At 27.5% G+C, this 23,856-nt stretch carries 30 protein-coding genes, 1 tRNA gene and 1 pseudogene; 22 read left to right on the top strand and 10 right to left on the bottom strand.

Going from position 1 to position 23,856, the window contains the following annotated elements; translation table 11 throughout:
• The first annotated feature begins 3 nt into the window (after nt 1-3).
• From guaA to D9T19_RS02140, 5 genes and pseudogenes are all read left to right on the top strand, one after another.
• A complete protein-coding gene (gene guaA, locus D9T19_RS02160) occupies nt 4-1,539 on the top strand; it encodes a glutamine-hydrolyzing GMP synthase (RefSeq protein WP_121626548.1) in 1,536 nt (511 codons plus the stop codon).
• 556 nt (nt 1,540-2,095) lie between these two features.
• On the top strand, nt 2,096-2,404 hold the full coding sequence (locus D9T19_RS14840) for a DUF4282 domain-containing protein (protein WP_121626547.1): 309 nt from the start codon (nt 2,096-2,098) through the stop codon (nt 2,402-2,404).
• Nucleotides 2,405-2,533: 129 nt separating this feature from the next.
• Nucleotides 2,534-4,117 carry an oleate hydratase gene (locus D9T19_RS02150; protein WP_121626546.1) on the top strand — a complete coding sequence of 528 codons (1,584 nt, stop codon included), beginning with the start codon at nt 2,534-2,536 and terminating at the stop codon, nt 4,115-4,117.
• Nucleotides 4,118-4,238: 121 nt separating this feature from the next.
• A pseudogene (locus D9T19_RS14785) lies at nt 4,239-4,325 on the top strand (YbgC/FadM family acyl-CoA thioesterase); the annotation flags it as partial.
• 2 nt (nt 4,326-4,327) lie between these two features.
• Nucleotides 4,328-4,687 (top strand): SpoIIAA family protein, encoded by a 360-nt coding sequence (locus tag D9T19_RS02140; protein WP_121626545.1) that lies wholly within the window; start codon nt 4,328-4,330, stop codon nt 4,685-4,687.
• A 60-nt stretch (nt 4,688-4,747) separates the two neighbouring features.
• Here D9T19_RS02140 and D9T19_RS02135 read toward each other — a convergent pair whose 3' ends face one another.
• A complete protein-coding gene (locus tag D9T19_RS02135; protein ID WP_121626544.1) occupies nt 4,748-5,173 on the bottom strand; it encodes a MarR family winged helix-turn-helix transcriptional regulator in 426 nt (141 codons plus the stop codon).
• A 96-nt stretch (nt 5,174-5,269) separates the two neighbouring features.
• Here D9T19_RS02135 and D9T19_RS02130 point away from each other — a divergent pair, with 96 nt between their 5' ends.
• From D9T19_RS02130 to D9T19_RS02115, 4 genes are all read left to right on the top strand, one after another.
• On the top strand, nt 5,270-6,448 hold the full coding sequence (locus D9T19_RS02130) for a TsoY family (seleno)protein (RefSeq protein WP_121626543.1): 1,179 nt from the start codon (nt 5,270-5,272) through the stop codon (nt 6,446-6,448).
• A gap of 106 nt (nt 6,449-6,554) precedes the next feature.
• Entirely contained in the window at nt 6,555-7,031 is a 477-nt protein-coding gene (locus D9T19_RS02125) for a TlpA family protein disulfide reductase (protein ID WP_121626542.1), read from the top strand.
• Nucleotides 7,024-7,695: a cytochrome c biogenesis CcdA family protein gene (locus D9T19_RS02120; protein WP_121626541.1), complete on the top strand. Its 672-nt coding sequence runs from the start codon at nt 7,024-7,026 to the stop codon at nt 7,693-7,695. The genes D9T19_RS02125 and D9T19_RS02120 overlap by 8 nt, the downstream gene beginning before the upstream one ends.
• Before the next feature lie 15 nt (nt 7,696-7,710).
• A complete protein-coding gene (locus D9T19_RS02115; protein WP_121626540.1) occupies nt 7,711-8,118 on the top strand; it encodes a DoxX family protein in 408 nt (135 codons plus the stop codon).
• Between the two features lie 15 nt (nt 8,119-8,133).
• Here the strand turns inward: D9T19_RS02115 and D9T19_RS02110 are convergent, their stop codons facing one another.
• Nucleotides 8,134-8,739: a Crp/Fnr family transcriptional regulator gene (locus tag D9T19_RS02110; protein ID WP_121626539.1), complete on the bottom strand. Its 606-nt coding sequence runs from the start codon at nt 8,737-8,739 to the stop codon at nt 8,134-8,136.
• A gap of 33 nt (nt 8,740-8,772) precedes the next feature.
• Complete coding sequence (locus D9T19_RS02105) at nt 8,773-9,654, bottom strand: hypothetical protein (protein ID WP_121626538.1); 882 nt, start codon at nt 9,652-9,654, stop codon at nt 8,773-8,775.
• A 210-nt stretch (nt 9,655-9,864) separates the two neighbouring features.
• On the opposite strand from D9T19_RS02105, the gene D9T19_RS02100 reads away from it, so the two are divergent.
• From D9T19_RS02100 to D9T19_RS02085, 4 genes are all read left to right on the top strand, one after another.
• Nucleotides 9,865-10,464: a DUF2238 domain-containing protein gene (locus D9T19_RS02100; protein WP_121626537.1), complete on the top strand. Its 600-nt coding sequence runs from the start codon at nt 9,865-9,867 to the stop codon at nt 10,462-10,464.
• 82 nt (nt 10,465-10,546) lie between these two features.
• Nucleotides 10,547-11,125: a pseudouridine synthase gene (locus tag D9T19_RS02095; RefSeq protein ID WP_121626536.1), complete on the top strand. Its 579-nt coding sequence runs from the start codon at nt 10,547-10,549 to the stop codon at nt 11,123-11,125.
• An 11-nt stretch (nt 11,126-11,136) separates the two neighbouring features.
• Nucleotides 11,137-11,301, top strand: a complete 165-nt coding sequence (locus tag D9T19_RS02090) for a rubredoxin (protein WP_121626535.1) — start codon at nt 11,137-11,139, stop codon at nt 11,299-11,301.
• Between the two features lie 57 nt (nt 11,302-11,358).
• Nucleotides 11,359-12,237 carry a DMT family transporter gene (locus tag D9T19_RS02085; RefSeq protein ID WP_228197946.1) on the top strand — a complete coding sequence of 293 codons (879 nt, stop codon included), beginning with the start codon at nt 11,359-11,361 and terminating at the stop codon, nt 12,235-12,237.
• 21 nt (nt 12,238-12,258) lie between these two features.
• On the opposite strand, the gene D9T19_RS02080 is transcribed toward D9T19_RS02085, so the two are convergent.
• On the bottom strand, nt 12,259-12,897 hold the full coding sequence (locus D9T19_RS02080; RefSeq protein ID WP_121626534.1) for a CatB-related O-acetyltransferase: 639 nt from the start codon (nt 12,895-12,897) through the stop codon (nt 12,259-12,261).
• A gap of 168 nt (nt 12,898-13,065) precedes the next feature.
• A complete protein-coding gene (locus tag D9T19_RS02075) occupies nt 13,066-13,281 on the bottom strand; it encodes a cold-shock protein (RefSeq protein ID WP_121626533.1) in 216 nt (71 codons plus the stop codon).
• Between the two features lie 257 nt (nt 13,282-13,538).
• Here D9T19_RS02075 and D9T19_RS02070 point away from each other — a divergent pair, with 257 nt between their 5' ends.
• Both D9T19_RS02070 and D9T19_RS14480 read left to right on the top strand, forming a co-directional pair.
• Nucleotides 13,539-14,105, top strand: a complete 567-nt coding sequence (locus tag D9T19_RS02070; protein ID WP_121626532.1) for a pentapeptide repeat-containing protein — start codon at nt 13,539-13,541, stop codon at nt 14,103-14,105.
• 87 nt (nt 14,106-14,192) lie between these two features.
• Nucleotides 14,193-14,339 (top strand): hypothetical protein, encoded by a 147-nt coding sequence (locus D9T19_RS14480; protein ID WP_162984524.1) that lies wholly within the window; start codon nt 14,193-14,195, stop codon nt 14,337-14,339.
• A gap of 227 nt (nt 14,340-14,566) precedes the next feature.
• On the opposite strand, the gene D9T19_RS02065 is transcribed toward D9T19_RS14480, so the two are convergent.
• The gene (locus tag D9T19_RS02065) at nt 14,567-14,845 is read right to left on the bottom strand and encodes a DUF3144 domain-containing protein (protein WP_121626531.1); all 279 of its coding nucleotides are present in this window, start codon (nt 14,843-14,845) and stop codon (nt 14,567-14,569) included.
• A gap of 70 nt (nt 14,846-14,915) precedes the next feature.
• On the opposite strand from D9T19_RS02065, the gene D9T19_RS02060 reads away from it, so the two are divergent.
• Nucleotides 14,916-15,974: a PQQ-dependent sugar dehydrogenase gene (locus D9T19_RS02060; RefSeq protein ID WP_121626530.1), complete on the top strand. Its 1,059-nt coding sequence runs from the start codon at nt 14,916-14,918 to the stop codon at nt 15,972-15,974.
• A 36-nt stretch (nt 15,975-16,010) separates the two neighbouring features.
• Here the strand turns inward: D9T19_RS02060 and D9T19_RS02055 are convergent, their stop codons facing one another.
• Entirely contained in the window at nt 16,011-16,409 is a 399-nt protein-coding gene (locus D9T19_RS02055; RefSeq protein ID WP_121626529.1) for a hypothetical protein, read from the bottom strand.
• Entirely contained in the window at nt 16,409-17,986 is a 1,578-nt protein-coding gene (locus tag D9T19_RS02050; RefSeq protein ID WP_121626528.1) for a SagB family peptide dehydrogenase, read from the bottom strand. Before D9T19_RS02050 ends, D9T19_RS02055 begins: the two co-directional genes overlap by 1 nt.
• A gap of 94 nt (nt 17,987-18,080) precedes the next feature.
• Here D9T19_RS02050 and D9T19_RS02045 point away from each other — a divergent pair, with 94 nt between their 5' ends.
• From D9T19_RS02045 to D9T19_RS02030, 4 genes are read left to right on the top strand one after another with little or no spacing between them, the layout of a single operon-like run.
• Entirely contained in the window at nt 18,081-18,776 is a 696-nt protein-coding gene (locus tag D9T19_RS02045) for an alpha/beta fold hydrolase (RefSeq protein ID WP_121626527.1), read from the top strand.
• Complete coding sequence (locus tag D9T19_RS02040) at nt 18,761-20,032, top strand: glycosyltransferase (protein ID WP_121626526.1); 1,272 nt, start codon at nt 18,761-18,763, stop codon at nt 20,030-20,032. The genes D9T19_RS02045 and D9T19_RS02040 overlap by 16 nt, the downstream gene beginning before the upstream one ends.
• A gap of 18 nt (nt 20,033-20,050) precedes the next feature.
• Nucleotides 20,051-20,239 carry a hypothetical protein gene (locus tag D9T19_RS02035; RefSeq protein ID WP_121626525.1) on the top strand — a complete coding sequence of 63 codons (189 nt, stop codon included), beginning with the start codon at nt 20,051-20,053 and terminating at the stop codon, nt 20,237-20,239.
• Nucleotides 20,236-21,465 carry a DEAD/DEAH box helicase gene (locus D9T19_RS02030; RefSeq protein ID WP_121626524.1) on the top strand — a complete coding sequence of 410 codons (1,230 nt, stop codon included), beginning with the start codon at nt 20,236-20,238 and terminating at the stop codon, nt 21,463-21,465. Before D9T19_RS02035 ends, D9T19_RS02030 begins: the two co-directional genes overlap by 4 nt.
• Before the next feature lie 13 nt (nt 21,466-21,478).
• Here the strand turns inward: D9T19_RS02030 and D9T19_RS02025 are convergent, their stop codons facing one another.
• The gene (locus D9T19_RS02025) at nt 21,479-21,763 is read right to left on the bottom strand and encodes a peptidylprolyl isomerase (protein WP_121626523.1); all 285 of its coding nucleotides are present in this window, start codon (nt 21,761-21,763) and stop codon (nt 21,479-21,481) included.
• A 90-nt stretch (nt 21,764-21,853) separates the two neighbouring features.
• Here D9T19_RS02025 and D9T19_RS02020 point away from each other — a divergent pair, with 90 nt between their 5' ends.
• Nucleotides 21,854-22,141, top strand: a complete 288-nt coding sequence (locus D9T19_RS02020) for a hypothetical protein (RefSeq protein ID WP_121626522.1) — start codon at nt 21,854-21,856, stop codon at nt 22,139-22,141.
• A 67-nt stretch (nt 22,142-22,208) separates the two neighbouring features.
• Nucleotides 22,209-22,285: transfer RNA gene (locus tag D9T19_RS02015), tRNA-Met, on the top strand.
• Nucleotides 22,286-22,345: 60 nt separating this feature from the next.
• Here the strand turns inward: D9T19_RS02015 and D9T19_RS02010 are convergent.
• Entirely contained in the window at nt 22,346-23,713 is a 1,368-nt protein-coding gene (locus D9T19_RS02010; RefSeq protein ID WP_121626521.1) for a dihydrolipoyl dehydrogenase family protein, read from the bottom strand.
• Between the last annotated feature and the right edge of the window lie 143 nt (nt 23,714-23,856).

Below are 23,856 nucleotides of genomic sequence, written 5' to 3'. Positions count from 1 at the left end.
CATATGAAACATGTACCAATCATAGTATTAGATTTTGGTAGTCAATACACGCAAATTATTGCAAGAAAACTTAGAGAATCAGGTGTTTATTCTGAAATAGTACCTTATTCTGAGAGTATAGAAGATATTATGGCTAGAACTCCTAAAGGAATTATTCTTTCAGGTGGTCCAGCTTCTGTTTATGCTGAAGATTCTTATCATCCTGATACTACAATTTTTGAACTTGGTCTTCCAATTTTAGGAATTTGTTATGGAATGCAACTTATTTCACAACACTTTGGTGGTTCTGTAATTCCTGCTGATCATCACGAATATGGTAAAGCAAAATTAAATTTTGAAAAAGAAACTGCAATTTTTAAAGATACAACAGATGGTCAAACTGTTTGGATGTCTCATGGAGATAGAGTTGAAAAAATTCCAGCAGGTTTTGAAAAAATTGCAACTAGTGAAAATTCTCCATTTGCAGCAATTGCAGATATTCATAGAAATATCTATGCTTTCCAATTTCACCCAGAAGTTTATCATTCAGATGAAGGTGCAAAACTTCTTAAAAATTTTGCTAAACATATTTGTGATTGTGAATCTACATGGAATATGGGTTCTTTTGCAAAAGAACAAATCGCAAAAATTAAAGAACAAGTTGGTGATAAAAAAGTATTATGTGGTGTTTCAGGTGGTGTTGATTCATCAGTTGTAGCAACTCTTTTAGCAGAAGCTATTGGTGATCAACTAATCCCTGTATTTGTTGATAATGGACTTTTAAGAGCAAATGAAAGACCTCAAGTTGAAGCAATGTTTGCTGCTCGTGGTGTTCCTCTTATTACCGTAGATGCTAGTGAAGAGTTCTTAAGTAAATTAGAAGGTATTACAGATCCTGAAAGAAAAAGAAAAATCATTGGTGAAACATTTATTGAAGTATTTGATAAAGAAGCAAAAAAACACGATGGAATCGAATTTTTAGCACAAGGAACTTTATATACTGATGTTATTGAATCTGTATCTGTTAAAGGACCTTCAAAAACTATCAAATCACATCATAATGTTGGTGGACTTCCTGATTGGATGACATTTGAATTAATCGAACCATTAAGAGAAATCTTCAAAGATGAAGTAAGACTTTTAGGATTAGAGCTTGGACTTCCAAAAGATATGATAGGAAGACATCCTTTCCCTGGACCAGGACTTGCTATTAGAATTATGGGTGATGTTAATAAACCTGATTTAGAAATTTTAAGAGAAGCTGATGTTATTATGTTAGATGTTTTAAGATCAACAGGTTACTATGATAAAACTTGGCAAGCATTTACAGTTTTACTAAACGTAAAATCAGTAGGTGTAATGGGTGATAATAGAACTTATGACAACACAGTTTGTGTAAGAATCGTAGAAGCAACAGATGGAATGACAGCAACTTTTGCATATATTCCTCATGATATTTTAGAAACAATTTCAAGAAGAATTATCAACGAAGTTGATGGAATCAACAGAGTTGTATATGATATTTCATCTAAACCACCTGCAACAATAGAGTGGGAATAAAATAAAGCAGTATTTTTTTATTTAATACTGCTTCAGGGTAGAGAATTAATTTATAATGAATATTCTCTACTCAACTCTTAGTACATTATTATTTTAGATATACTCTCCCTACACTAAACGTGCAACTAGAATTAAATACTTAGAAATATGATGATTACTATTTTTTATAATAATCTTTATTGGTTGTAAATATATAAAATATTTAAGCGAAGTTATATTTTAAGACCAAATGATCATAGATATGAAATAATCAGAAAAATTGTAAAAAGTATCAATGCGGGTATATCCTCATATAAAATTATTGAAATATCTTTAGAAGAAATATCAAATAAGTTTCCTCTTTATCGTGTATCTTATTTAGTAATTCGCAAAAAGTATACTTAATGTCAAGAGTTGTTTTTCTTCTAAAGATGATTCATAATCATCTATTCTTTTACGAACAGATTCTACATTTTATGTGGCAAAAGATAATGGTCAAAATAAGGTGATTTCTTAAAATAGAGATTAATATATGATTATCTTAAAATTAAGATAAAAAATTTAGGAATTTATAAAAATGGATTTTCTTACATTCAAAACTTTTATTAGTACAGAAGCTTTAATAATATTTTATTATTTGGGGGCAATTATTTTACCTCTTTTTACATGGATTTTACTTACATGGGTTATTAAAAAAAATAAATTATTTAATATCCCATATACAAAAGGAAAAGAATTATTATGGAAAGTACTTTCTCATAAACAAAAGCTTAAGTTTATAGCTTTTTTTATTGTATTATTTATTTTTATGGAGTTATTTTGGAGAATGTTGTTTGAGTTTCTAATTGCTTATTTACAGATACGGGACGCTTTATTGAACGTTTAGAAATATGAATTTAAAGACTATAAAATAATAGATAAAATAGTTTAATACAATACTCTTTTTATGTAATATTCTGTACAATATATACGTTATTAAATTATTATATATCGTGATATTTCAAAGGATGATTAAATGAGAACGGACAATTTAAAAGAATCAAAAGTATATATTATTGGTAGTGGAATTGCAGGACTTGCAAGTGCTGTATATTTAATAAAAGATGCTAATATTTCAGGAAGAAATATTCATATTTTAGAAAAAGATTTAATTGCAGGAGGTGCTACAGATGGCTCTGGTAATCCTGAACAAGGATATGTTGTTCGTGGAGGAAGAATGCATGAAATGCATTATGAGTGTTATTGGGAATTACTTTCACATATTCCTTCACTAGAAAATCCAAATATATCAGTTAGAGATGAGTCTTATGAATTTAATGAACGTTTTGTTTCAAATGCTCAAGCACGATTATTAAAAGATGGGAAGAAATTAGATGTATCTTCATATGGATTATCTTTTGAGCAACAAATGGATTTTATTAAATTAACATATGTAACAGAAAAATCATTAGGTGATAAGCGAATAGAAGATTGGTTTGACCAAGCTTTTTTTGACACTAAATTTTGGTATATATGGAGTACAATGTTTGCTTTTCAAAAATGGAGTTCTCTTGTTGTTATGAGAAGGTATATGAAACGTTTTATGCATCTTGTTGATGGTTTACCTAAATTAGGTGGCGTTATGAGAACTAAATATAATCAATATGATTCAGTTATTAAGCCTATGAAAAAATATCTTGAAGAAAAAGGTGTAAAGTTTGAAATGGGGAAAGAAGTTGTTGATATTGATTTCAATTTATCTTCTGATAAAAAAACTGCAACACTTATTTATCTTAAAGATAAAACAGAAATTTTACTTAGTAAAAATGATTTTTTATTTTTTACAAATGGTTCAATAACTGAAAGTACCGATAATGGATCTTGGAATACTCCAGCAAAATTAAAGGGTGTAGAAGAATCTGGATCATGGAAACTATGGCAAAAAATTGCAAAAAAAGATCACAGTTTTGGTAACCCAAATCCATTTTGTCAAAATATTGATTTACAAAAATGGTACTCATTTACAGCAACTATGAAAGATAATACATTTTTAGATTATATGGAAAATTTTTCAGGAAATGTTGATGGGACAGGAGGACTTGTAACGATAACTGATTCTAATTGGCTTATGTCAATTGTAATTGCAAGACAGCCTCATTTTCCAACACAACCAAGTGATGTAAAGATTTTCTGGGGCTATGGATTATACCCTGATAGAAAAGGGAATTATATTGATAAGAGTATGGCAGAGTGTACAGGAGAAGAGATATTGGAAGAACTTTATTATCATTTAAAAATCCAAGATATAATGAAACCAATCACTCAAGCAGGGAAAGTGAATTGTATTCCTGTTTCAATGCCTTTTGTAGATAGTCTTTTTATGCCATATAATATTGGTGATAGACCAAATGTTATTCCTGAAGGATCAACTAATTTTGCTTTTTTAGGACAATTTGCTCAGGCACCAAAAGATTGTGTATTTACAGTTGAATATTCAGTAAGAACAGCTCAAATGGCTGTTTATGGTTTATTTAATACAAATAAGGAAGTTCATCCAATGTATGAGTCAACACATAATCCAAAATATTTACTTGAAGCACTTATTGCAATTAGTAGATAATAGTATTATTTAAAGATATTACTTTTAAAAGTTTATTAATTTTATACAAAAATTTGATAGATAGTTATTTAATACTAAATGAAAAATATCATATTCAAAGAAAAGAAAGAAGGTTTTCGGAATGAAAATACAAATTTATTATGAAGATACAGATGCAGGAGGGATTGTTTATCACGCAAATTATTTAAGTTTTTGTGATAGGGCAAGAAAATGATTAAAATAGTTGATATTGGAATTAAAAATGCACTTGCTTTTCAAATATCAGGAAAAATTACTGAAATTGATATGAAAATACTTCTTGATAAAGCGAAGGAAAAAATTAAAAATAATGGTAATATTGTAATTTTTGAAAAAATTGATTCTTTTGAAGGTGTTGAAATAGCAGCTATAATTGAAGAGTTTAAGTACCTCTATGAAATTGGAATGTCAAATATAATAAAATTTGCAATTGTAACAGATAAAAAATGGATTGAGTATATAGTTAATATTGAAAAGAAAATTTTTACTAATATTCAAATAAAATATTTTCATTTTACAGAAGAAAAAAATGCAATAGAATTTCTTAAATAAATTTTTAATCTCGAACTATCATATTCTACTTGATAGTTTATAAAAGGGTATTTTACCCTTTTAATCGCTCCAATTTTTTTGTAATAACTCTTTTAGTTTTATAAAATTCTCTTTACCTAGATGATTTTCAACTTTTTTTTCAACTTTTTTCATTACATTATTTCGGCATTTTAATAACTCTTCACCTTTTTTTGTTACAAATATATGTTTATTTTTTTTACTAGTTTCATCATTATGTAAAGATAGGTAATCTTTTTGACACAGATTACTAATACTTTTATGTATAGCCTGTCTACTAATATTGAGCTTCCTAGCTAGTTCTGAAGATGTAAAGGTACCATTTTGTATTAGTGTTAGTATCCTTGTAGAAGTTACTATATCATTTATTTCATAATCTTCACTTTTAGCTTCTTCGAAACTTAACTCTTCAATTAAATTTAATTTTTCCAATAACAAGAATTTTATATCAAAATAATTCTCTTTCATATTGTCAACCTCCTTGACAAAAAATATTTTTTAGATTAAAATGTCAACTTAGTTTACAATAACTATTATTAAATCTTAAAAAAAGGATAATTATATATGGCAAAGGTTAACAATTTGGGTGAAAAGTATTCACCGATGTATTTTTTAGCTTCATTGGGTGCAGGAGGCTTATCAGTATCATTTTTCTTATATTTAAACTTCTTAATCCCTCATAAAGGTGTTGAAATGGTAAGTATTGATTATATACTTCCATTTATACAAAAAGGAGATTATATATCAGTTTTAGTTGTAGGGGCAATGCTTGCAACTTTCTTTTTTATTTATAAGCATTTTGAACTTTTAATTTGGAATATAAAAGAATATAGAAAATTTAAAAAAAGTGAAGCTTTTAAAAGATTAAAAAAGACAAATAGTGAAGTATCATTGATGGCCATACCACTTACTTTTGGAATGAGTATGAATACATCATTTATACTTGCTGCATTAACCATACCAGGTATTTATGGAATTATTGAATATATCTTTCCTTTTGCCTTAGTATGTTTTTTTATTATTGCTTTTTATGCACTTAAAATATATTTAGAATATTTTACACATATGCTAATTAGTGGAGATTTTAAATTAGATGAAAATAATAACTTTAGTCAATTAATTGCAATTTTCGCCTTTGCAATGATTTCTGTAGGATTCTCATCTCCTGGAGCTATGAGCTCAAACTCTGCGGTATCAAGTATTGGGATTATTATGGCACTATTTTTTGCTGTAATTGCTGTAAGTTTAACATTTATAAAAATTATATTTGCCTTGAGAGCGATATTAGAACATGGTATAAATAAAGAAACAAGTGTTAGTATTTGGATTATGCTTCCAATTTTAACTCTACTTAGTATTGCTTTTATAAGATTGACTTTTGGTTTTTATCACCATATTATTCATGATGAAGTTCCAACAGCATGGTTATTTTTAATTACATCATCAACTTACTCATTAGAAATTATATTTGGTTTGGTTGGATATTTTGTAATGAAAAAATTAAACTATTTTAGAGATTATATTAATGGAAAAGAAAAAAGTAGTTTAAGTTTCGCAATTATTTGTCCAGGTGTTGCATTTTTTGTATTAGGTTTTTTCTTTATCATGGCAGGATTGGTTAAAAATGGTATTATTGGTATATTTTCACCACAATTTTTTATATTTCTAGTATTTTTAATATTTATTCAATATAAAACTATAACTACATTTTTTAAATTGGAATCAAAATTGATTAAGAAATAAATTATACTTTATTATAGAATTTATAAGCCTTATGTAACATTTATCACATACAAAAATATTTTTATTACCTATAATTCTTTTATCTTATCAAATTTAAAGGAATATTATGAAAAAAATTATATTAGGTTTAGCGGTATTTATAGGAACATTATTTGCAGCACCAACAATGGCTCCACAATTTGAAGCAACTACAATTACAGGTGAAAAAGTTAGTTTAAATGGTTTTCTAGAAACTAAAAAACCAACATTAGTTTATTTTACAGCTTCATGGTGTCCAACTTGTGCTAAAAACTGGCCATCAATTAACAGTGTTTATAAAACTTATAAAGATAGAGTAAATTTTGTATCAATTAGTATAGACCCAACAGATACAAATGAAGTTCTTACTAAATTAGCAAAAACACACGATTTAGTTTATCCATCAGTTGCTGGTAACCCAAAAATTATGGTTGATTTTGGTGTAACAGGACAAGCTACAACAATTATGCTTAACTCAAAAGGTGAAATCACTTTTAAAGATAGAGGTCACTTAACATTAGAAGAATATACTAAAATCATAGAAGATTCATTAAGTAATGAATAGTTTTATATATTTTTCATTTCTTCAAGGGGTATTTGCATTCTTTGCCCCTTGTGCAGTGGCACTTCTTCCTGCGTATATTATCTCTTTTATTTCTAGAGATAATATACCAGAACAAAGTAAGATACATCTTTTAATTAGAGGATTAAAATTAGCATTTTTTTCTATTTTAGGTATTTTACTTATATATGCAATTGCAAGTGGTTTTATCGTAATAGCAGCTGAATTAATAAAAAGTTATATGAAGTATGTAGCTATTACTTTAGGAGTTGTACTTATTATTATTGCACTATTAATGCTTTTTGGAAAAGAGTTTAGTATTAATATTCATATGAAACAAAAAGAGTATACAAATGAAATAAAAGAAGCATTTTTCTTTGGAATTGCTTATGCAATTGGTGCTTTAGGTTGCTTATTTCCACTTTTCTTAGTAGTTGCTACTCAAGCATTAAGCGAACCTGATACAGTTTTAGGTTTAAGTTATATTGTAGCTTACTTTATAGGAATAAGTTTATTAATGATAATTACTATTATGACTTCAATTTTTGCACAAGATTTTATAAATAAAAAGATTAGAGCAATTTTACCTTATATGCAAAGAATAAGTGCTATTTTTCTTATTATTGCTGGAGTTTATGTTATTTATTATCAGTCATCATTATTTTAAGAAAAGGAAAAACTAATGAATGAATCAAAACAAAAGACCATAGAATTAGCTTATTTGATATTAAGACTTACAATGGGTGTAAATATGTTTACTCATGGAGTTGCAAGACTTTTAAATATTGAAGGATTTAATTCTTGGATGATAGGACAATTTAGTAATACTATTTTACCTGAATTTATGGTGAGTATTTCATCTTATATGATTCCTTTTGCTGAATTAATTATTGGTACTTTATTAATTGTAGGATTGTTTACGAGTAGGGCTTTATTATTAGGTGCATTATTAATAGTACTTTTAGTATTTGGTTCAGGTTTACAAGAAAATTGGAATGTTATGTCTTCTCAAATGATATATGCGATATTCTTTTTTGTTCTTTCATATTTTCTTGAATTAAATAGGTTTTCAGTAGATAAACTAAGATAGAAATAGAACTTTTATTTATAAAAGTTCTATTTTTTTTCGTGAGAGTTTTACTATATTATTTTTTTCAAAACTTTTTAAAATTCGGCTAATTACTTCTCTTGATGTTCCAACTATTTCACCTAGTTGTTCATGTGAAATATGTATTTCTCTTTGATTTTGAGATTGCAACCAATGAAGTAACCTAGTATCTAAACTTAAAAATCGTATCTCTTCAACTAATGATGCCATAGATTCTAAACGCTTGACATATTGATCAAAAACATATCCTTGGAACTGTTTATCTTCAATAAAAAGTTTTGCAACTAATTTAGCAGGAACATCATACCCTTCTAAATCAGTTTCTGCTATTGCTGTTCCAACAGCTGGTGCTGAGTTGTATGAACTAGTGAAGTTTACATTGCACTGTTCACCTTTTGAGAAATAATACAATAATACACTTTGACCATTTTCATTTTGTCGAACTACTCTTACTCTTCCTTTTGTCAGAAAAATAATATTTGTACAAAGATCTCCTTGAGCATAAAGTTTGGTTCCTACTGGAACATTAATAAAAGTAGATGCATCAAGAAGTTGTTTTTTACTTGAAGGCAGTAATGTGTCAAAAAAATTGAAAGATTTCATTGTTATCCTTTTTTTTAGTATATTAAAAAAAAGTTAATGGTTTATTTTTTCAAACTCTTCTGAATTAATATTTTTAGCAAGGATACTTGATGTATTAATTTGTTTTTCAAAAGTGTCTCTAATTTTTAAACTTCTATTAGAAATTCCTTTTTTATAATCAAATGATACTTCCGTATTTTTAGAGATATTAGAACTAAAAGACAAATAAGGAGAAAAAGTACCAGCAATCAGATTAGTAAATCCATCAAATTTATAATTTAACCCAGACATGATTTTATAATCATCTTCATCATGTTCTATGCTATTATATTTAGCCCAGAGTTTATTGTTCTCAAGTGGGTAATAACCTAAAGAAGCAGTATAATCAGAAATTGTTTTATCATAAGCATTTGCATTTTGATAAGATAGGGTTCCATCAATTGAACCATAATTACCTATATCATATTTTAATACACCTTCTGTATATAAAACTTTTGTTGTCGTGTCTTCTAAATCTCTATGTGTTAATTTATTTGTGATATATCCAAATTCAAGATTATAATTTCTATCATCACCATAACCTAAAGCTCCACCTATAGTAGTTTGAGTTATGCCTTTTATTACAGTACTTATTACTTCATCTTTTTCTAAACAAGCAAAACCAAGTTTTGTATAATATTTTTTATTTATATCAATTCTTTGTATAATTGAAGCTCTTTTATAATCATCACTTTTTTCTACAGCAAATTCTGAATAATCAGAATCATACTTAATTCCAATACCTGAATAGCTTATATCACTTACTTTTTCGCCTGCACCATAAAGTCTAATATTTTGTAGATACTTATTTGAAGTAAGAGTTTCAGATAATGTCTCTTCTGAACTATTTGCTAAAAGTAATGCTCCTACAAAAACTAATAAATAGACTTTTTTCAAGATAATTCCCTCATATGTAAAATTGTTTTATATTAGAAAATATTATATTTAATTAAACTTTAAAATAAGTTATTTCTTTGCATATATATTATATTTTTTGTATCTAAAGTATCTTCTTGTAGCATTTAATAATTTATTATTTTTAGTTTATTCCTCCTAAAGTACCAAAATACTATACTTTGACATTAAAAGTAATAATAGGAAATATAAATGGAAAAGTCACATAAAATTGTTTATGGTATTTATATATTAATTTGGATTATACTAGCTATTAATCCAAAATATCCAGAAGATTGGTTGCTTGAAAATATATTGGTATTTATTTTTTTCCCTTTTGTCTTTCTTATGGATAGAAAGCATAATTACACTCTTTTAAGTATTATCTTTTTACTTATATTTACAAGTTTACATTCATTAGGTGCTCATTATACCTATTCAAAGATGGAATATTTTAATATGATTACGCAATTCTTTGGTTTTGAAAGAAATAATTTTGATAGATTGGTACATTTTCTTTTTGGACTACTTGTTTTTAGAATATTATTTGAGATGATTATGTCAGCCGTAACAAGTACAAAAAATGCTTTATTTTTTACTTTAACAATAATTATTTCAATATCTACAGTTTATGAATTATTTGAGTGGTTGGTAGTAGTTGTATTATATCCACAACTAGGGGTTGCTTTTTTGGGAATACAAGGAGATATATGGGATGCACATAAAGATATAATTGCTGCAACAATAGGAGCTTTAGCTAATCTAATTTTTTATAAAAGTTATAAATATCTATGGATGTCAAGAAAAATATAATATTATGGTATATCTACATTCTTATTAAGTTAAATTTGGTAACATTTTAAAATAGATTAAAGATATCCAAGGAAAATATTAGATGAATAGTAAATTAAATGATTCAAAAAAATTGTTTGCACTAAATAAACCAAAGGGTTATTTGGTTACAAGATCAGATGATCTTGGACGAAAAACGGTTTATGATATTTTACCACAGTGGGTTTTTGATGAACAATGGATGCCAATAGGTCGTCTTGATTTAGAATCGAAGGGACTTTTATTATTCACACAAAAAGGTGAAATAAATAATGTCTTAACTAAACCAGGGAATTGTAATAAAATATATGAAATTTGGGTAAGAGGGTATGTAACGCAAGAACATATTGCACAAGCTTTAAAAGGAGTGGATAGTAAATATGGTTTACTAAAAGCTTTGATGGTTGAAAAAATAGGAATGGGCGGAGCAAAAACAAAATTAAGAATACAAATAAATGAGGGTAAAAATAGACATATACGTCGTCTTTTTGGAGCAATGAAAGACCCAAAATTTGGAACACCCCTAAAAGTTGTTAATTTAACAAGAGTAAGTATAGGTACTTTAAATCTTGATATAAAAAGTGGACAATGGCGTTATCTTACAATTGAAGAAGAAAAAAGATTACTTAAAAATCTTAAATAAAGGAAATTATGATGAATGATTATGTTTGTACAGTAAGAGGTTATATATATCAAGTAAAATTAGGAGATCCTGATGCTGGTATCAAAGCAGGAACAGCATTTGAAGATATACCAGATGATTGGGAATGCCCTGATTGTGGTTCACAAAAAGAAGATTTTGAAGAATTACTAGAATAATGATATTTTAAATCCTTTTTTCATAAGTTTTAACTACAATGCGGGCAAAGGATTTAAATGTCAAATAAAGACAAAACATTATCAAAATTAAAACTAATGGACAAAGGTATTCTATTTATGCTTTTGAGTGCTTTAATAGCGGCACTAAGTGGAGCAGTAGCTAAAGTATTATCACAAAGTATGGATCCTATTGAAATAGTTTTTTATAGAAACTTTTTAGGCGTTCTTATCATATTATATACTTTGAAAAAAATTCCAGTAAATATAAATACTTCAAAATTACATTTACTCTTTTTAAGAGGTTTCTTTGGAACACTTGCAATGTTATTCTTTTTTTATACAATTGCAACTATTCCATTAGGTGAGGCTATTATATTAAATAAGACATCGCCATTTTTTGTGACAATTCTTGCTTTTTACTTGATGAAGGAATCTATTAGTAAAAATACTATTTTTGCCTTAATTATTGGATTTATGGGAGTTATATTAATTATAAAACCATTTGGTATTGAAATATCAATTGATCATATTTTTGGAGTTTTAGGTGGTTTCTTTGCAGCTGCTGCTTATGCAACAATAAAGAAGATAAAAGATATTTATGATGCAAGAGTTATTATGCTTTCATTTATGGGAATTGGAACTATTCTTCCATTATTAATTTTTCTATTTACACCTTACGCTGAGTTCAAAATACATACAGACCCTTTTCTTTGGTCACTTATAGCATTTATGGCTATTCTTTCAACTGTTTCGCAATGGCTTTTAACTAGAGCATACAGTTTAAGTCCTGCTAGTATTATTGGAGTTGTAGGATATTCAAGTATTCCATTTGCTGTTGGTTTTGGAGTAATGTTAGGGGATTCTTTACCTGATATGTTAACATTTGCTGGTATTGCACTTATTATATTAGGTGGAATAATAGTAAGTAAAAAGTAATAAAAAATAAAAAAGGTTTATTTAAAATAAATCTTTCTTGTTTTCATTCCAATATTTGAATAGTTTATCAATAGATGTACTACAAATAAGAGGCATACATTTTTTTATTTTCTCTTCTTTCCAATTCCACCATTTCATAGTGAGTAATTGTTCTACTTCTTTATTCTCAAAACGTGATTTTATAAATACAGCAGGATTCCCACCTACAACTTCATATGCACCTACATCTTTTACAACAACTGCACGTGCAGCAATTATTGCACCATCGCCTATGGTAATACCTGAATTTATCATAGCTTCAGAACCTATCCAAACGTCATTTCCTATTATTGTATTTCCTGCTTTTTCAAAGCCATTTTTTGAATCTTTAAAAATATTTGCTTGAAAATAAAAAGGAAAAGTACTAAGCCATTGTGTATTATGACCTTGATTCCCTGCCATCATAAAAATAGCACCTGAACCAATTGAGCAATATGAACCAATAATAAGTTTATCCACATCTTTTCTTTTATTGTGTAAGTATCTAGCACACTCTACAAAATCATGTTTATGGTGATAACCTGAATAATAAGAGAATTTTCCTATTTGTATATTGGGATGATTAACTGTTGCATCTAATAATTGTGAAGAAAATTGGTTTTCAAAGTGGTATGGTTTCATTTAGACTCCTGTTATATATTGCAGTTTATCTAAAAATTATGTTAAAGTATAGAGTATATGTTGTTATGTGTAAATAATAAAAATATTGAGAATAAAGAGGGGAGAAATTGTTAAAAGTGTATTTGAAAAGTTATAAGCGGATAAACCGCTTATAATTTAGAGAAGTTACTATTGAGGAGTAACGTTTTCTGCTTGAAGACCTTTTTCACCTTCTGTTACTTCGAAAGTAACTTTTTGACCGTCTTCTAAAGATACTCTTCCATATCCTGAACTGTTAATGTTTCTGAAGTGTACGAATACATCTTTTCCACCATCTTCTTGTTCTATAAATCCAAAACCTTTTTCACTGTTGAACCATTTTACTGTTCCGTTTACTAATGCCATATTATTTCCTTAATTTGTTGTATAAAATCTAACTTATGAATCTATCTTGTGGTGTGATTTTACTGCAACGAGAGGTTATCAATATAAAGCATGCCATAAATGAAGTTCTAAATCATCTTTCAATTGAAGTATTTTAACACAAATAAAATTAATTAGCAAGGGCTAAGGGTATATTTTCTTGTTTTTTTACAAATTCTTTTATATTTGTAAAATTTTTCTTTATTTTAATATGATAAAATTAGATTAAAAAGAGCCTTATGTTTAAAACAAATGATTATTGGGAAGAAGAGTTTACAGCTTATAGTGATAAATACTTGGATTCTATATATTTTGATAACTGTACGTTTATTAAATGTGATTTTAAAAAAACAACTTTTGATAATTGTAAATTTACAGAATGTATATTTATAAATTGTGATTTATCTTTAAGTATATTAAAGAGTTGTACTTTTAATGATGTTATTTTTGAAGATTCAAAACTTTTGGGTATTTCATGGAGTAATTGTGTTGAACCTTTTGATGTAAAGTTTGATTCTTGTAATATCTCTCAAAACTCTTTTCATCTTTTAGATTTACGAAGAATGAAATTTATTAACTCTTTAATAAGTGATACAGGATTTGAAGAGTGTAATCTAGAAAATGCACTTTTTGATAACTGTAATTTGGAGCAAACAGTTTTTGTAAGTAACAATATGAAAAAAGCGAATTTTGAAACAGCAAAGAACTATTTAATAGACCCTAAATACAATGATATATCAAAAGCACAGTTTTCACTTCCTGAAGCCTTGAGTTTTTTGAGCTTACTTCCTATTAAATTAAAATAAAAATATAAGATAGATTTTAAAATCGTATAATTAAGAATAAATGTATTAATGCTTCGTTATACTAAATATAAAACAATAGGAGTAATAATGGCTAAAGTAAATTATAATTATGAAAAACGGGCACGTGAATTAGAAAAACAAAAGAAAAAAGAAGAAAAACGTAAGAAGAAAGAGGCTTTAAAAAATGCTGGAAATGTAGAAGAAGAAACACCAAGTGAAAAAGAAGCTGAATAAATAAATTTGATGGCAGAAGACTTAACTAAATTAATTAGTTAAGTCTTCTGCCACCAATATTGTATTATTTAGAAGCTTTTTTTGCTTTTTTCTCAGCTCTTTTCTCTTTTAATGTTTTTGTTGATGCTGTTTTTACAGACTTTTGTACGTCTTTACCTTTTGCCATAATATTTCCTTTATTTAAATTTACCTCATAATATATCTAAAATAAAATAAAAAACACTATCTTAACTGTCAAAATTGAAACCTTTTATGTGTTCATCTAGATGTTGTTCTAACATTATTTTATATTCATTCATAAAATAATCCATTGCTTTTTGTTTTTCTACTGCCATATCTTCACTTGATTTATAAGAAGATGCTGCTATCCATGCGTTAAATCTAGCAAGTGCAAACATAAATGAAGCACTTACTTCTCCTGAACTTATATCTTCATTCATTTGTTCATTAGCTAAAAATATATGAGCATCTGCTCTTTTTAAAAAACCTTGTTTATCTTCACTCATTTATACTGTCCTTTTTAAATATATATTAAATTTAGTGTTATAATATGATAAATCAATTTCAGGAGAGTTTATGCGAGTAGTATTTCTTATATTTTTAACGATAATTTCAATGTTTGCACAAAATACAGTTTCAAAAGTTTCCTCAAATTTAGGAGTGGGATGGGGAATGACTTTTTTGAATGAAAATAGTTTACTTATCTCACAAAAAAATGGGCAAATAATTCTTTTAGATTTACAGTCTAAAGAAACTCAAAACATACAAAATATTCCAAAAGTTTTATATCAGGGTCAAGGTGGATTATTAGATATTCAAAAAAAAGATGAATGGATTTATTTAACTTATGTAAAAAATGTAAATGGTCAAGGAGTTACAACTTTAGCTCGTGCAAAAATACTAGATAATAAGTTAGTAGAATTTAAAGACTTATTAGTAACAAAATCTTTTTCTAGTGCTTCTCATCATTTTGGAGGTAGAATTGCTTTTGATGATAAAGGACATATTTTCTTTTCAGTTGGTGATAGAGGATATAGGCATAGTGCTCAAGATTTAAGTAGTCATAAAGGCTCGATTTTAAGACTTAATTTGGATGGTTCAATTCCTCTTGATAATCCATTTGTAAATAATGCTAATGCTTTAGGTGAAATATACTCTTATGGACATAGAAATCCCCAAGGTCTTTTCTTTGATAAAAACAATAAAACACTTTATTCAAATGAACATGGTCCAAGAGGTGGAGATGAAATAAATATTATTAAAAAAGGCTCAAACTATGGTTGGCCTGTTGTTTCTCAAGGTAAAGAGTATTGGAATTCTTCTTTTGTAGGAGATTTTCGTAGTAAAGAAAATTTTGTTGATGGCATAAAAGTTTATGTTCCTTCTATCGCTCCTAGTTCTCTTATTTCTTATAGTGGAAAAAAATACAATAATTTAAAAGGAAATTTATTTTCAGGTGCTTTAAAACTTCAGCATTTAAATCAAATTATCTTAGATGAAAATGATAAAGTGCTTCAAGAAAATAGATTGTTAGAAGATTTACACGAAAGAATTAGGAATGTAGTAGAGTCTCCAAAGGGAGAAATATATATTTCCACTGACAATGGAAATATATATCTTGTTAATTTTGAATAAAATTTTTAATTTTAAAACAAATGTAAAAACAAAGAATTATGAATTACTTAGTAGTAATTTATAGTTCTTATAATAATTAATAAGCTGCATTACTAACACTGCAATTATTCCCATAATCCAATATAAAAACCACATACTTATCATTCCTAAGAATCCATCTTCTGAAATGTAATCAACTATTTGAAATATAAGAAAAAAAGCTAGTGTACTTTTAAAAGATAATGTATTATTTTTATTAAAATCTATTAAATCTTTACCTTTTAGTTTTACTTTAAAATATATTAAGGTAATGCTAATTGGAATTAAAGCTAATGCAAATAGATATTGTTCTTTTATTAATTCAATTGTTTTATCTTGACCAAATACATAAAGATAAACAGTAATAATTACTACAAATGAAAGAGTAAATAAATTCCTATTTGACATTATAGACATTAATTTTCACCTTTTTTATATGGTTCTTTTGTTGTTAATCTAGAATCAACTAAACCACGTCCAATTGTAAAATGATAAAGCGATTGGAAATGATTTGTTTTTAAACCAATAGTATCGTGTAATATATCATCTAAGAAGCATCCAATTCCTGTAGCTGATAATTGTAAAGATGTTGTTTCTAAATACAATTGTTGACCAATAGCTCCACATTCCCAATATAATTGTTTATATTTAGAAGGACCATACGTTTCTAATTGATTCATAAACTCACATAACATCCCAAGAGAAAAAGCTCCATCTTTTGCTATATCTTGATTACAAGAAATTGCTTTTGCTAAAAATTTAAAATCTCCATCTTGAAGTTTATATAACTCTCCTGCATTTGTATCTACTTTATCCCAAAGAAAATCTTCTTTTAAAAGTGTTTGTAGTTGTTCTTTATGTTCTTTATTTCTAACTAGTATATAAAGACCTGAATCTAACTCTTCTACACTATGTACAAATATTACTAAATGAACAGAAGAAGCAGAAGATTTTACAGAGCCAATTATTGTTTCAAACTCTTTTTTAGAAATTGTGCAATCATTTTCATTCATCATTTGAGCAGAACGTCTTTTTAAAACCACATCTTTTGCTAAGAATGATGTTTTTCTATATAAATTTTCTTCATATTGTGTATTGATAAATTTCTTCTTTTCTAAATCATCACTTAGCGTTGAATCTTCAATTTTTTCTAAAATATCCCATTTATGCCAAGAAAGACTAAGTTGATTTGCTTTTCCTTCATACTCTTCTTGAAGTTTTGATTGTATTTCTTCAAGATTAATATCTTTTGTATTAATATTTGAATCATCAAAAGATACAAGTATTAACATATCAGCTAACTCTCGCTCTTCTTTTATATATCTATTTGCTTGATCAAGTCCTAAAAGTTTTTTAAGTTGTGAATCTTTTACATTAACTATTTGTATTTTCCAACCAAGAATTGAAGCAGAAACTTCTAAAGCTTTTAAAGCATGACCACAATCTAGTTGTGTATATCTCCAAGACCGCTCACCATATTTCCAAGCTTCTCTCCAAACAATTGAAGATAAGCAAATAGCAAAACTATTTTCTGGGAGTTCAAGTTTAGGAGCTGTTGATAATTGTTCTAATTCGTGTTCTTTTACACTATAGTGATGTAAGCCATTTTCTATTCCTTGGATTTGGCTTGATAAAATATATGCTTCACTAGGTTGTAAATTTCCACTTGAAGCATTACATCTTAAAGCCCATGATTGATCACCGTATTCCTTGATTGCTGCAAGTCCTAGTGAGAATTGAAAAAATTGTGATATTGATTCAATACATAAAGGAGCACAAAGAGATTTATCTTTTGATTTTTCAAAAATTTGAGAGTATTCTAATGTATTATTTTCAAAAGATAATGCTAATTTTGTTTTTTTAGTATTAAAATATATTCTATATGGATCAGGTTGTGTAGCCCAATCCATATAACCTAAAGACCTTGCGTATCTTTGCTGCGAATGTTTTGTTTCATTATGATAGGTATAAACCATTTGTAAGTTATTATTCATAGAAGTATAGTAGCTAATCAGAGCTAATAAATCATTAAATAAAAATATTTTAGATATTATACAAAAAATAAAACAATGTATACGAAGGAAGAAGATGAAAGAAAAAATATATTTAATTCCAGGACTTATGACAGATGAGAGACTTTGGAGTAGAATAAAGCCTTTTTTAGAAGAATATGAACTAGTTCATATTCCTATTCCTCACAGTACAGATTTTGATGAAGTATTAGATATTCTAGTTGATATTTTTAAAGAAGAAAAAATAAATATTTTAGGTTTTTCTCTGGGAGGATATATTGCATCATATTTTGCAGTTACTTATCCAAATAGAGTAAATAGATTATTTATGGTAGCTGCAACTCCAGGTGAATCTCAAGAAGCAGAAACTGAAAGAAGAAAACAAAAGTTTGCAGTAATTGAAAAAGAGGGGTTTAAAGGTCTTTCTTTTGAAAAAGCAAAATCTTTAGTAGAGAAACAAAATCAAAATGATATAGAATTGATTAAAACTATTCAAGATATGTTTATGGATTTAGGAAAAGAAACTTTTATTTCTCAGCTAACAAGTACTTTTAAAAGAATTGATTTATTCGAAGATTTAATAGGACTTAAATTACCAATTTGGTTTTATTATAGTAGTGATGATAGAATATTAAATAGTGAAGCTATTAGAAAATTTAAAGAAGTAGAGCATAATATGACAATAATTCCAAGAGAAGGAACAAGTCATAATATACCACTTGAAGTACCAAAAGATTTAAGTTTAAAAATAAAAGAATGGATGAAGAGTTAATCATAAATAATATAGATAATAAAACTGAACAAAAACTTTTAGTAATAGGTTACGTTTGGCCAGAACCAAAATCATCAGCAGCAGGAACTCATATAATGTCTATTATGAGATTGTTTAAAAATAATGGATATAAAGTAGAGTTTTGTACTCCTTGTGCAATATCTTCACATATGATTGATTTAGAAAAAGAGGGTATTAGTTCTTCAAGTATAGAGTTAAACAATGATAGTTTTGATGAATATGTAAAAGAATATAATCCAAATATTGTACTTTTTGATAGATTTATGATGGAAGAACAATTTGCTTGGAGAGTTGAAAAAAATTGTCCAAATGCTTTAAAAATATTAGATACAGAAGATTTACAATGTTTACGAAATGCTAGACATAAAGCCTTAAAAGAAAATAGGGCGATGAATAAAGCTGATTTATACTCATCAGACTTAGCAAAAAGAGAAATATCTGCAATATTAAGATGTGATATATCTTTGATAATCTCTTCTTATGAAATGCAACTATTAAAAAATATTTTTAAAATTGATGAGGTACTTTTTTATCATTTACCCTTTATGGTTGATTTAGATTCAATTCCAAAAGTTACGAAAACTTACCAAGAGCGTGAGCATTTTATGACAATTGGGAATTTTAGACACGCTCCAAATTGGGATGTAGTTTTATATCTTCAAAAAATATGGCCAATGATAAGAAAAGAACTTCCAAATGCACAGCTTCATATATATGGTTCTTACCCACCTGCAAAAGCAACAGCTTTAAATAACCCCAAAACTGGTTTTTTAATAAAAGGCTGGGCAGATGATGTTTTTGAAGTAATGCAAAGTGCAAAGGTTTGTATAGCACCAATTAGATTTGGTGCAGGAATAAAAGGAAAGCTCTTAGATGCTATGATAATGCAAACACCAAGTGCAACAAGTAGTATTGGAAGTGAAGGTATGTTTGAAGATGAACAATGGCCTGGAATTATTAGTGATGATATAGATGATTTTGTTGAAAAAACAGTTGAATTATATAAAAATGAAGATAAATGGAATAAAGCAAAACAAAATGCACATATTTTGCTAAAATCTAAATATAATGGAAAAGTATTAGGTGAAAATTTATTAAAAAAAGTAAATAAAGTTTATGAAAACCTACAAGAGCATAGATTAAACAATTTTACAGGTTCAATGCTAAGACATCATAGTATGTCAAGCACAAAATATATGTCTCAGTGGATAGCTGAAAAAAATAAAGTTAAATAATAGAAAATAGGAATAAAAATGATTAATAGAGTATATATGACAAAACAGCGATTTGATGAAGAATTAGAAAAAGGTGAAATGCCTCATAAAACTTATGAAGAGTATAAAAAATCAGTAGATAAAGTATATGATGAACTAGAGAATGTAAATGATGAAGAGATTTATGATAAAGATGTAGATAATAAAAATAAGGACAGTAATATATGACATTTAAAGAGTTTAATTTAAACAAGATAATAGAAAAATCACTAGAAGAAAATTTATATATAACTCCAACAGCTATTCAAGAAAAGGTGATTCCTTTGGTTCTTGAATCAAATGATATTATTGCGAAGGCTCAAACAGGTAGTGGAAAAACTGCGGCTTTTGTATTGCCTATTTTAAATCATTATTCTTTAAATATCAAAGAAGGAAAAGCAAAAATTAGAACGCTTGTTTTAGCACCAACGCGTGAGCTTACTTTACAAATTGCGGATATTTTTAAAACTTTAGGTTCAAACCTAATACTAAATTTAAAAATAGTTAGTGTAATTGGTGGAAAAAGTATTGGCGATCAACTTTTAGATATACAAAAAGGTTGTGATATTGTTGTTGCTACTGCTGGACGATTACTTGATATTATAGATAAAAAACAGATTAATTTAGATAATTTAGAGTTTTTTGTTCTTGATGAAGCTGATAAAATGCTTGATTTAGGTTTTGCAGAAGAATTAGAGTTAATTTTAAAACAATTACCCCAAAAAAGACAAAACTTACTTTTTTCAGCAACGTATCCTCCAAAAATGAAGCAAATAGCTTCAATGATTACAACAAATGCTATTGAGGTTTCAATTCAAGATGAACAGCCAACGGTTGAACTTATTAAACAAAGAGCAATTGAAGTAAATATGGAAAATAGAAATCCATTGTTAAGAGAATTAATCTCTTCAAATTCATGGGAAAGAGTTTTGGTTTTTATGGCAAACAATAGAGCAGCAAATAATATTGCAGCTAAATTTAGGAAATATAATATAAATGCTCAATCATTCCATGGAGATTTAACGCAAGAAGATAGAGAATATACTCTAAAAGAGTTCAAAGATAAAAAGATTAAGGTTTTATTTTCTTCTGATATTGCAGCACGTGGCTTGGATATTGATGATATTTCTTGTATTATAAATTTTGATTTACCTCGTTCACCTGCTGATTATATTCATAGAATTGGAAGAAGTGGAAGAGCAGGGCGAGAGGGTTTAGCTATTTCATTTATTACTTTAGAAAATAGTGAGCATTTTAAATTAATTGAGAAACGTGCCAATATCAAGCTTGAAAGAGAGCAAATAAAAGGTTTTGAATTAATTGGAACACCTATTGAAAAAGAAAAGGGAAAAGAGCCTGTTAAAGGGAAAAGAAGAAGTAAGAAAGATAAATTAAGAGAACAAAAAAAAGATTAGTTCTCTTAAGTCTTTAATACCTTGAAGTAGTTTCGATTAAGTGAAAACCAAATTGTGTTTTTACAGGTCCATGAATTTTTAATAAATCTTTTGAAAATACTACTTCATCAAATTCTTTAACCATTTCGCCTTTTGAAAAAGTACCTAAATGACCACCTCTTTTTCCTGAAGAGCATTTTGAAAACTTTTTTGCTGCTTTTTCAAAAGTTATATCATTTTGAATTATCTCTTTTTTTATTTTCTTTGCTAATTTTTCAGTATTTACTAATATATGTCTAGCTGTTGCTTTTGAAGCCATTGAAATCCTTTTTAAGAATGAGTATTTTTGAATTTTATCATCTTTTTATAAATTTTACATATAATAGAATACTAAAATTAGGGATTTGATATGAAAAATGATGAAATAAAAAAGAAATTTGCTAAAGTTATATTTAATGCAAAAATGGTTGCACTTGTATTCTTTGTACTATTAACGCCAAGTATTGTCTTGAAAGTAAAAGGTATGAATGAAATCTTTGGATTTAGCGAACAAATATGGTTTAATGCAGCAATAGCAGGCTTTATAATTTATATAGGATATACTATCTTCTTTTGGAAATGTCCAAAATGCGGAAAATTTCCTGGTCGTGGATGGTTTAGAAAAAAGTGTGATTCTTGCGGAGTTGAATTATCATAATTCAATTCTTCTCCTTTTCAATATTGTTTTAAGTTTAATCGGCTATCATTCCACACAACTTAAAGAACGCGGAATAGAGCAGCACGGTAGCTCGACGGGCTCATAACCCGTAGGTCGCTGGTTCAAATCCAGCTTCCGCAACCAAAATACAAGCTTTTAGCTATTTGAACTCTTAGTTCTTTTAGCTAGAAGCTTTTTTTTTGCTTAATTTTTAAGTTTTTCAACTTCTTTTATTGTATTAACAGCTGCTGGAAGTATAGCTTCACTAAGTGCTGGATGAATATATAGCATTTCTTTTAAATGTCGTATGTCATTGTCTAAGTGCATAACGGCAAGTACTTGATGCATCATAGTTGAACTTTCGGGTCCTATTAAATGGCATCCTAAAATTTCATAAGTATTTGGATCTACTATAAACTTTGTTCTAGGGTATTTAAGTCTTGTTGACATTGCTTTTGCACTAGCTAACCACGGTGTTGTACTTGTAACATACTCTATATTTTGCTCTTTTGCTTTTTGCTCTGTTATTCCCACACTTGCAATTTCAGGTTCTGTAAAAACTGCATGAGGCATATATTTAAATTTTAAAGGTTTTCTTTCATTTTCTAATAAGATTTTACCTAGATAATTAACTTCTTGAGCAGCTGCGTGTTGTAGCATATTCTCACCACTTGCATCACCTACCACATAAACGCCTTTTGCTTTTGTTTGGAAAAATTCATCTCTTTTGATATATCCTCTTTCATTTACTTCAATATCAGTATTTTGTAAATCTAAAGAATCAGTATTTGACTGTCTTCCTGTTGCATAAAGTAATGCTTGTGAGCTATGTTTTGATTTTTGATTTTCTTTGTTTATTAAAGTTAAATTAAATTGATTGTCTTTATAATCTATTTCATCAATACTTGTATCAAATAAAATATCAACACTTTTTGAAAACTCTTCTTTGAAAATAGCAGAAATATCGCTATCTTCATTTCCTAATATTCTTTGACTTCTTACTAATAATTTTGTTTGTATTCCAACTGCAGCAAAAAAGTTTGCTAATTCACAAGCAATAAAACCAGAACCTACAATGACAATTGATTTTGGAATATCACCAATTAGAGGAAAAATATCATCACTAGTCCAAGCTTTAGGATGAGGTGCAGGATTTGGTTTAGTTCCTGTTGCTATTACTATTTTAGGAGCTGTTAATTGTTCACCATTTACACTAACAATATTATTTGATACAAATTTCCCAGTGCCATAAATTATTTCAACATTTTCATTAAATCTACTTTTATATGCAGAATCAATTTTTGCGATGTACTTATTTGTTTCATCAAATATCTTTTCTATATCAATACTATTTATACTCGCATCTATAAAATGTCTATTTGATTCTTTAATAGCACGTGCAACATGAGCATAACCAATTAAAAGTTTTGATGGAACACAACCTCTATTGGGACAAGTTCCACCAAATTTTGATTTCTCAATTATTGCAACTTTTTTCCCCATTTTTGATGCAGTTACTGCTAGATTACTAGCTCGTCCTGCTCCAATGATTATTAAATCAAATTCTTTCATAACTCACCCTTTTTCTTTTAATTATTGTATTATAAATAAAATTTATTTACTATTTGTGTACTCTTTACTTATTCTAATAAAATGAGGTATTAATTTATTAGAATAGATATTCTTTTAATCACATTCTTATTATAATAATTAAA

The organism is Poseidonibacter antarcticus (genome assembly GCF_003667345.1).
Classification (GTDB): Bacteria; Campylobacterota; Campylobacteria; order Campylobacterales; family Arcobacteraceae; genus Poseidonibacter; species Poseidonibacter antarcticus.
This window is presented reverse-complemented; position numbering and strand designations above follow the sequence as displayed.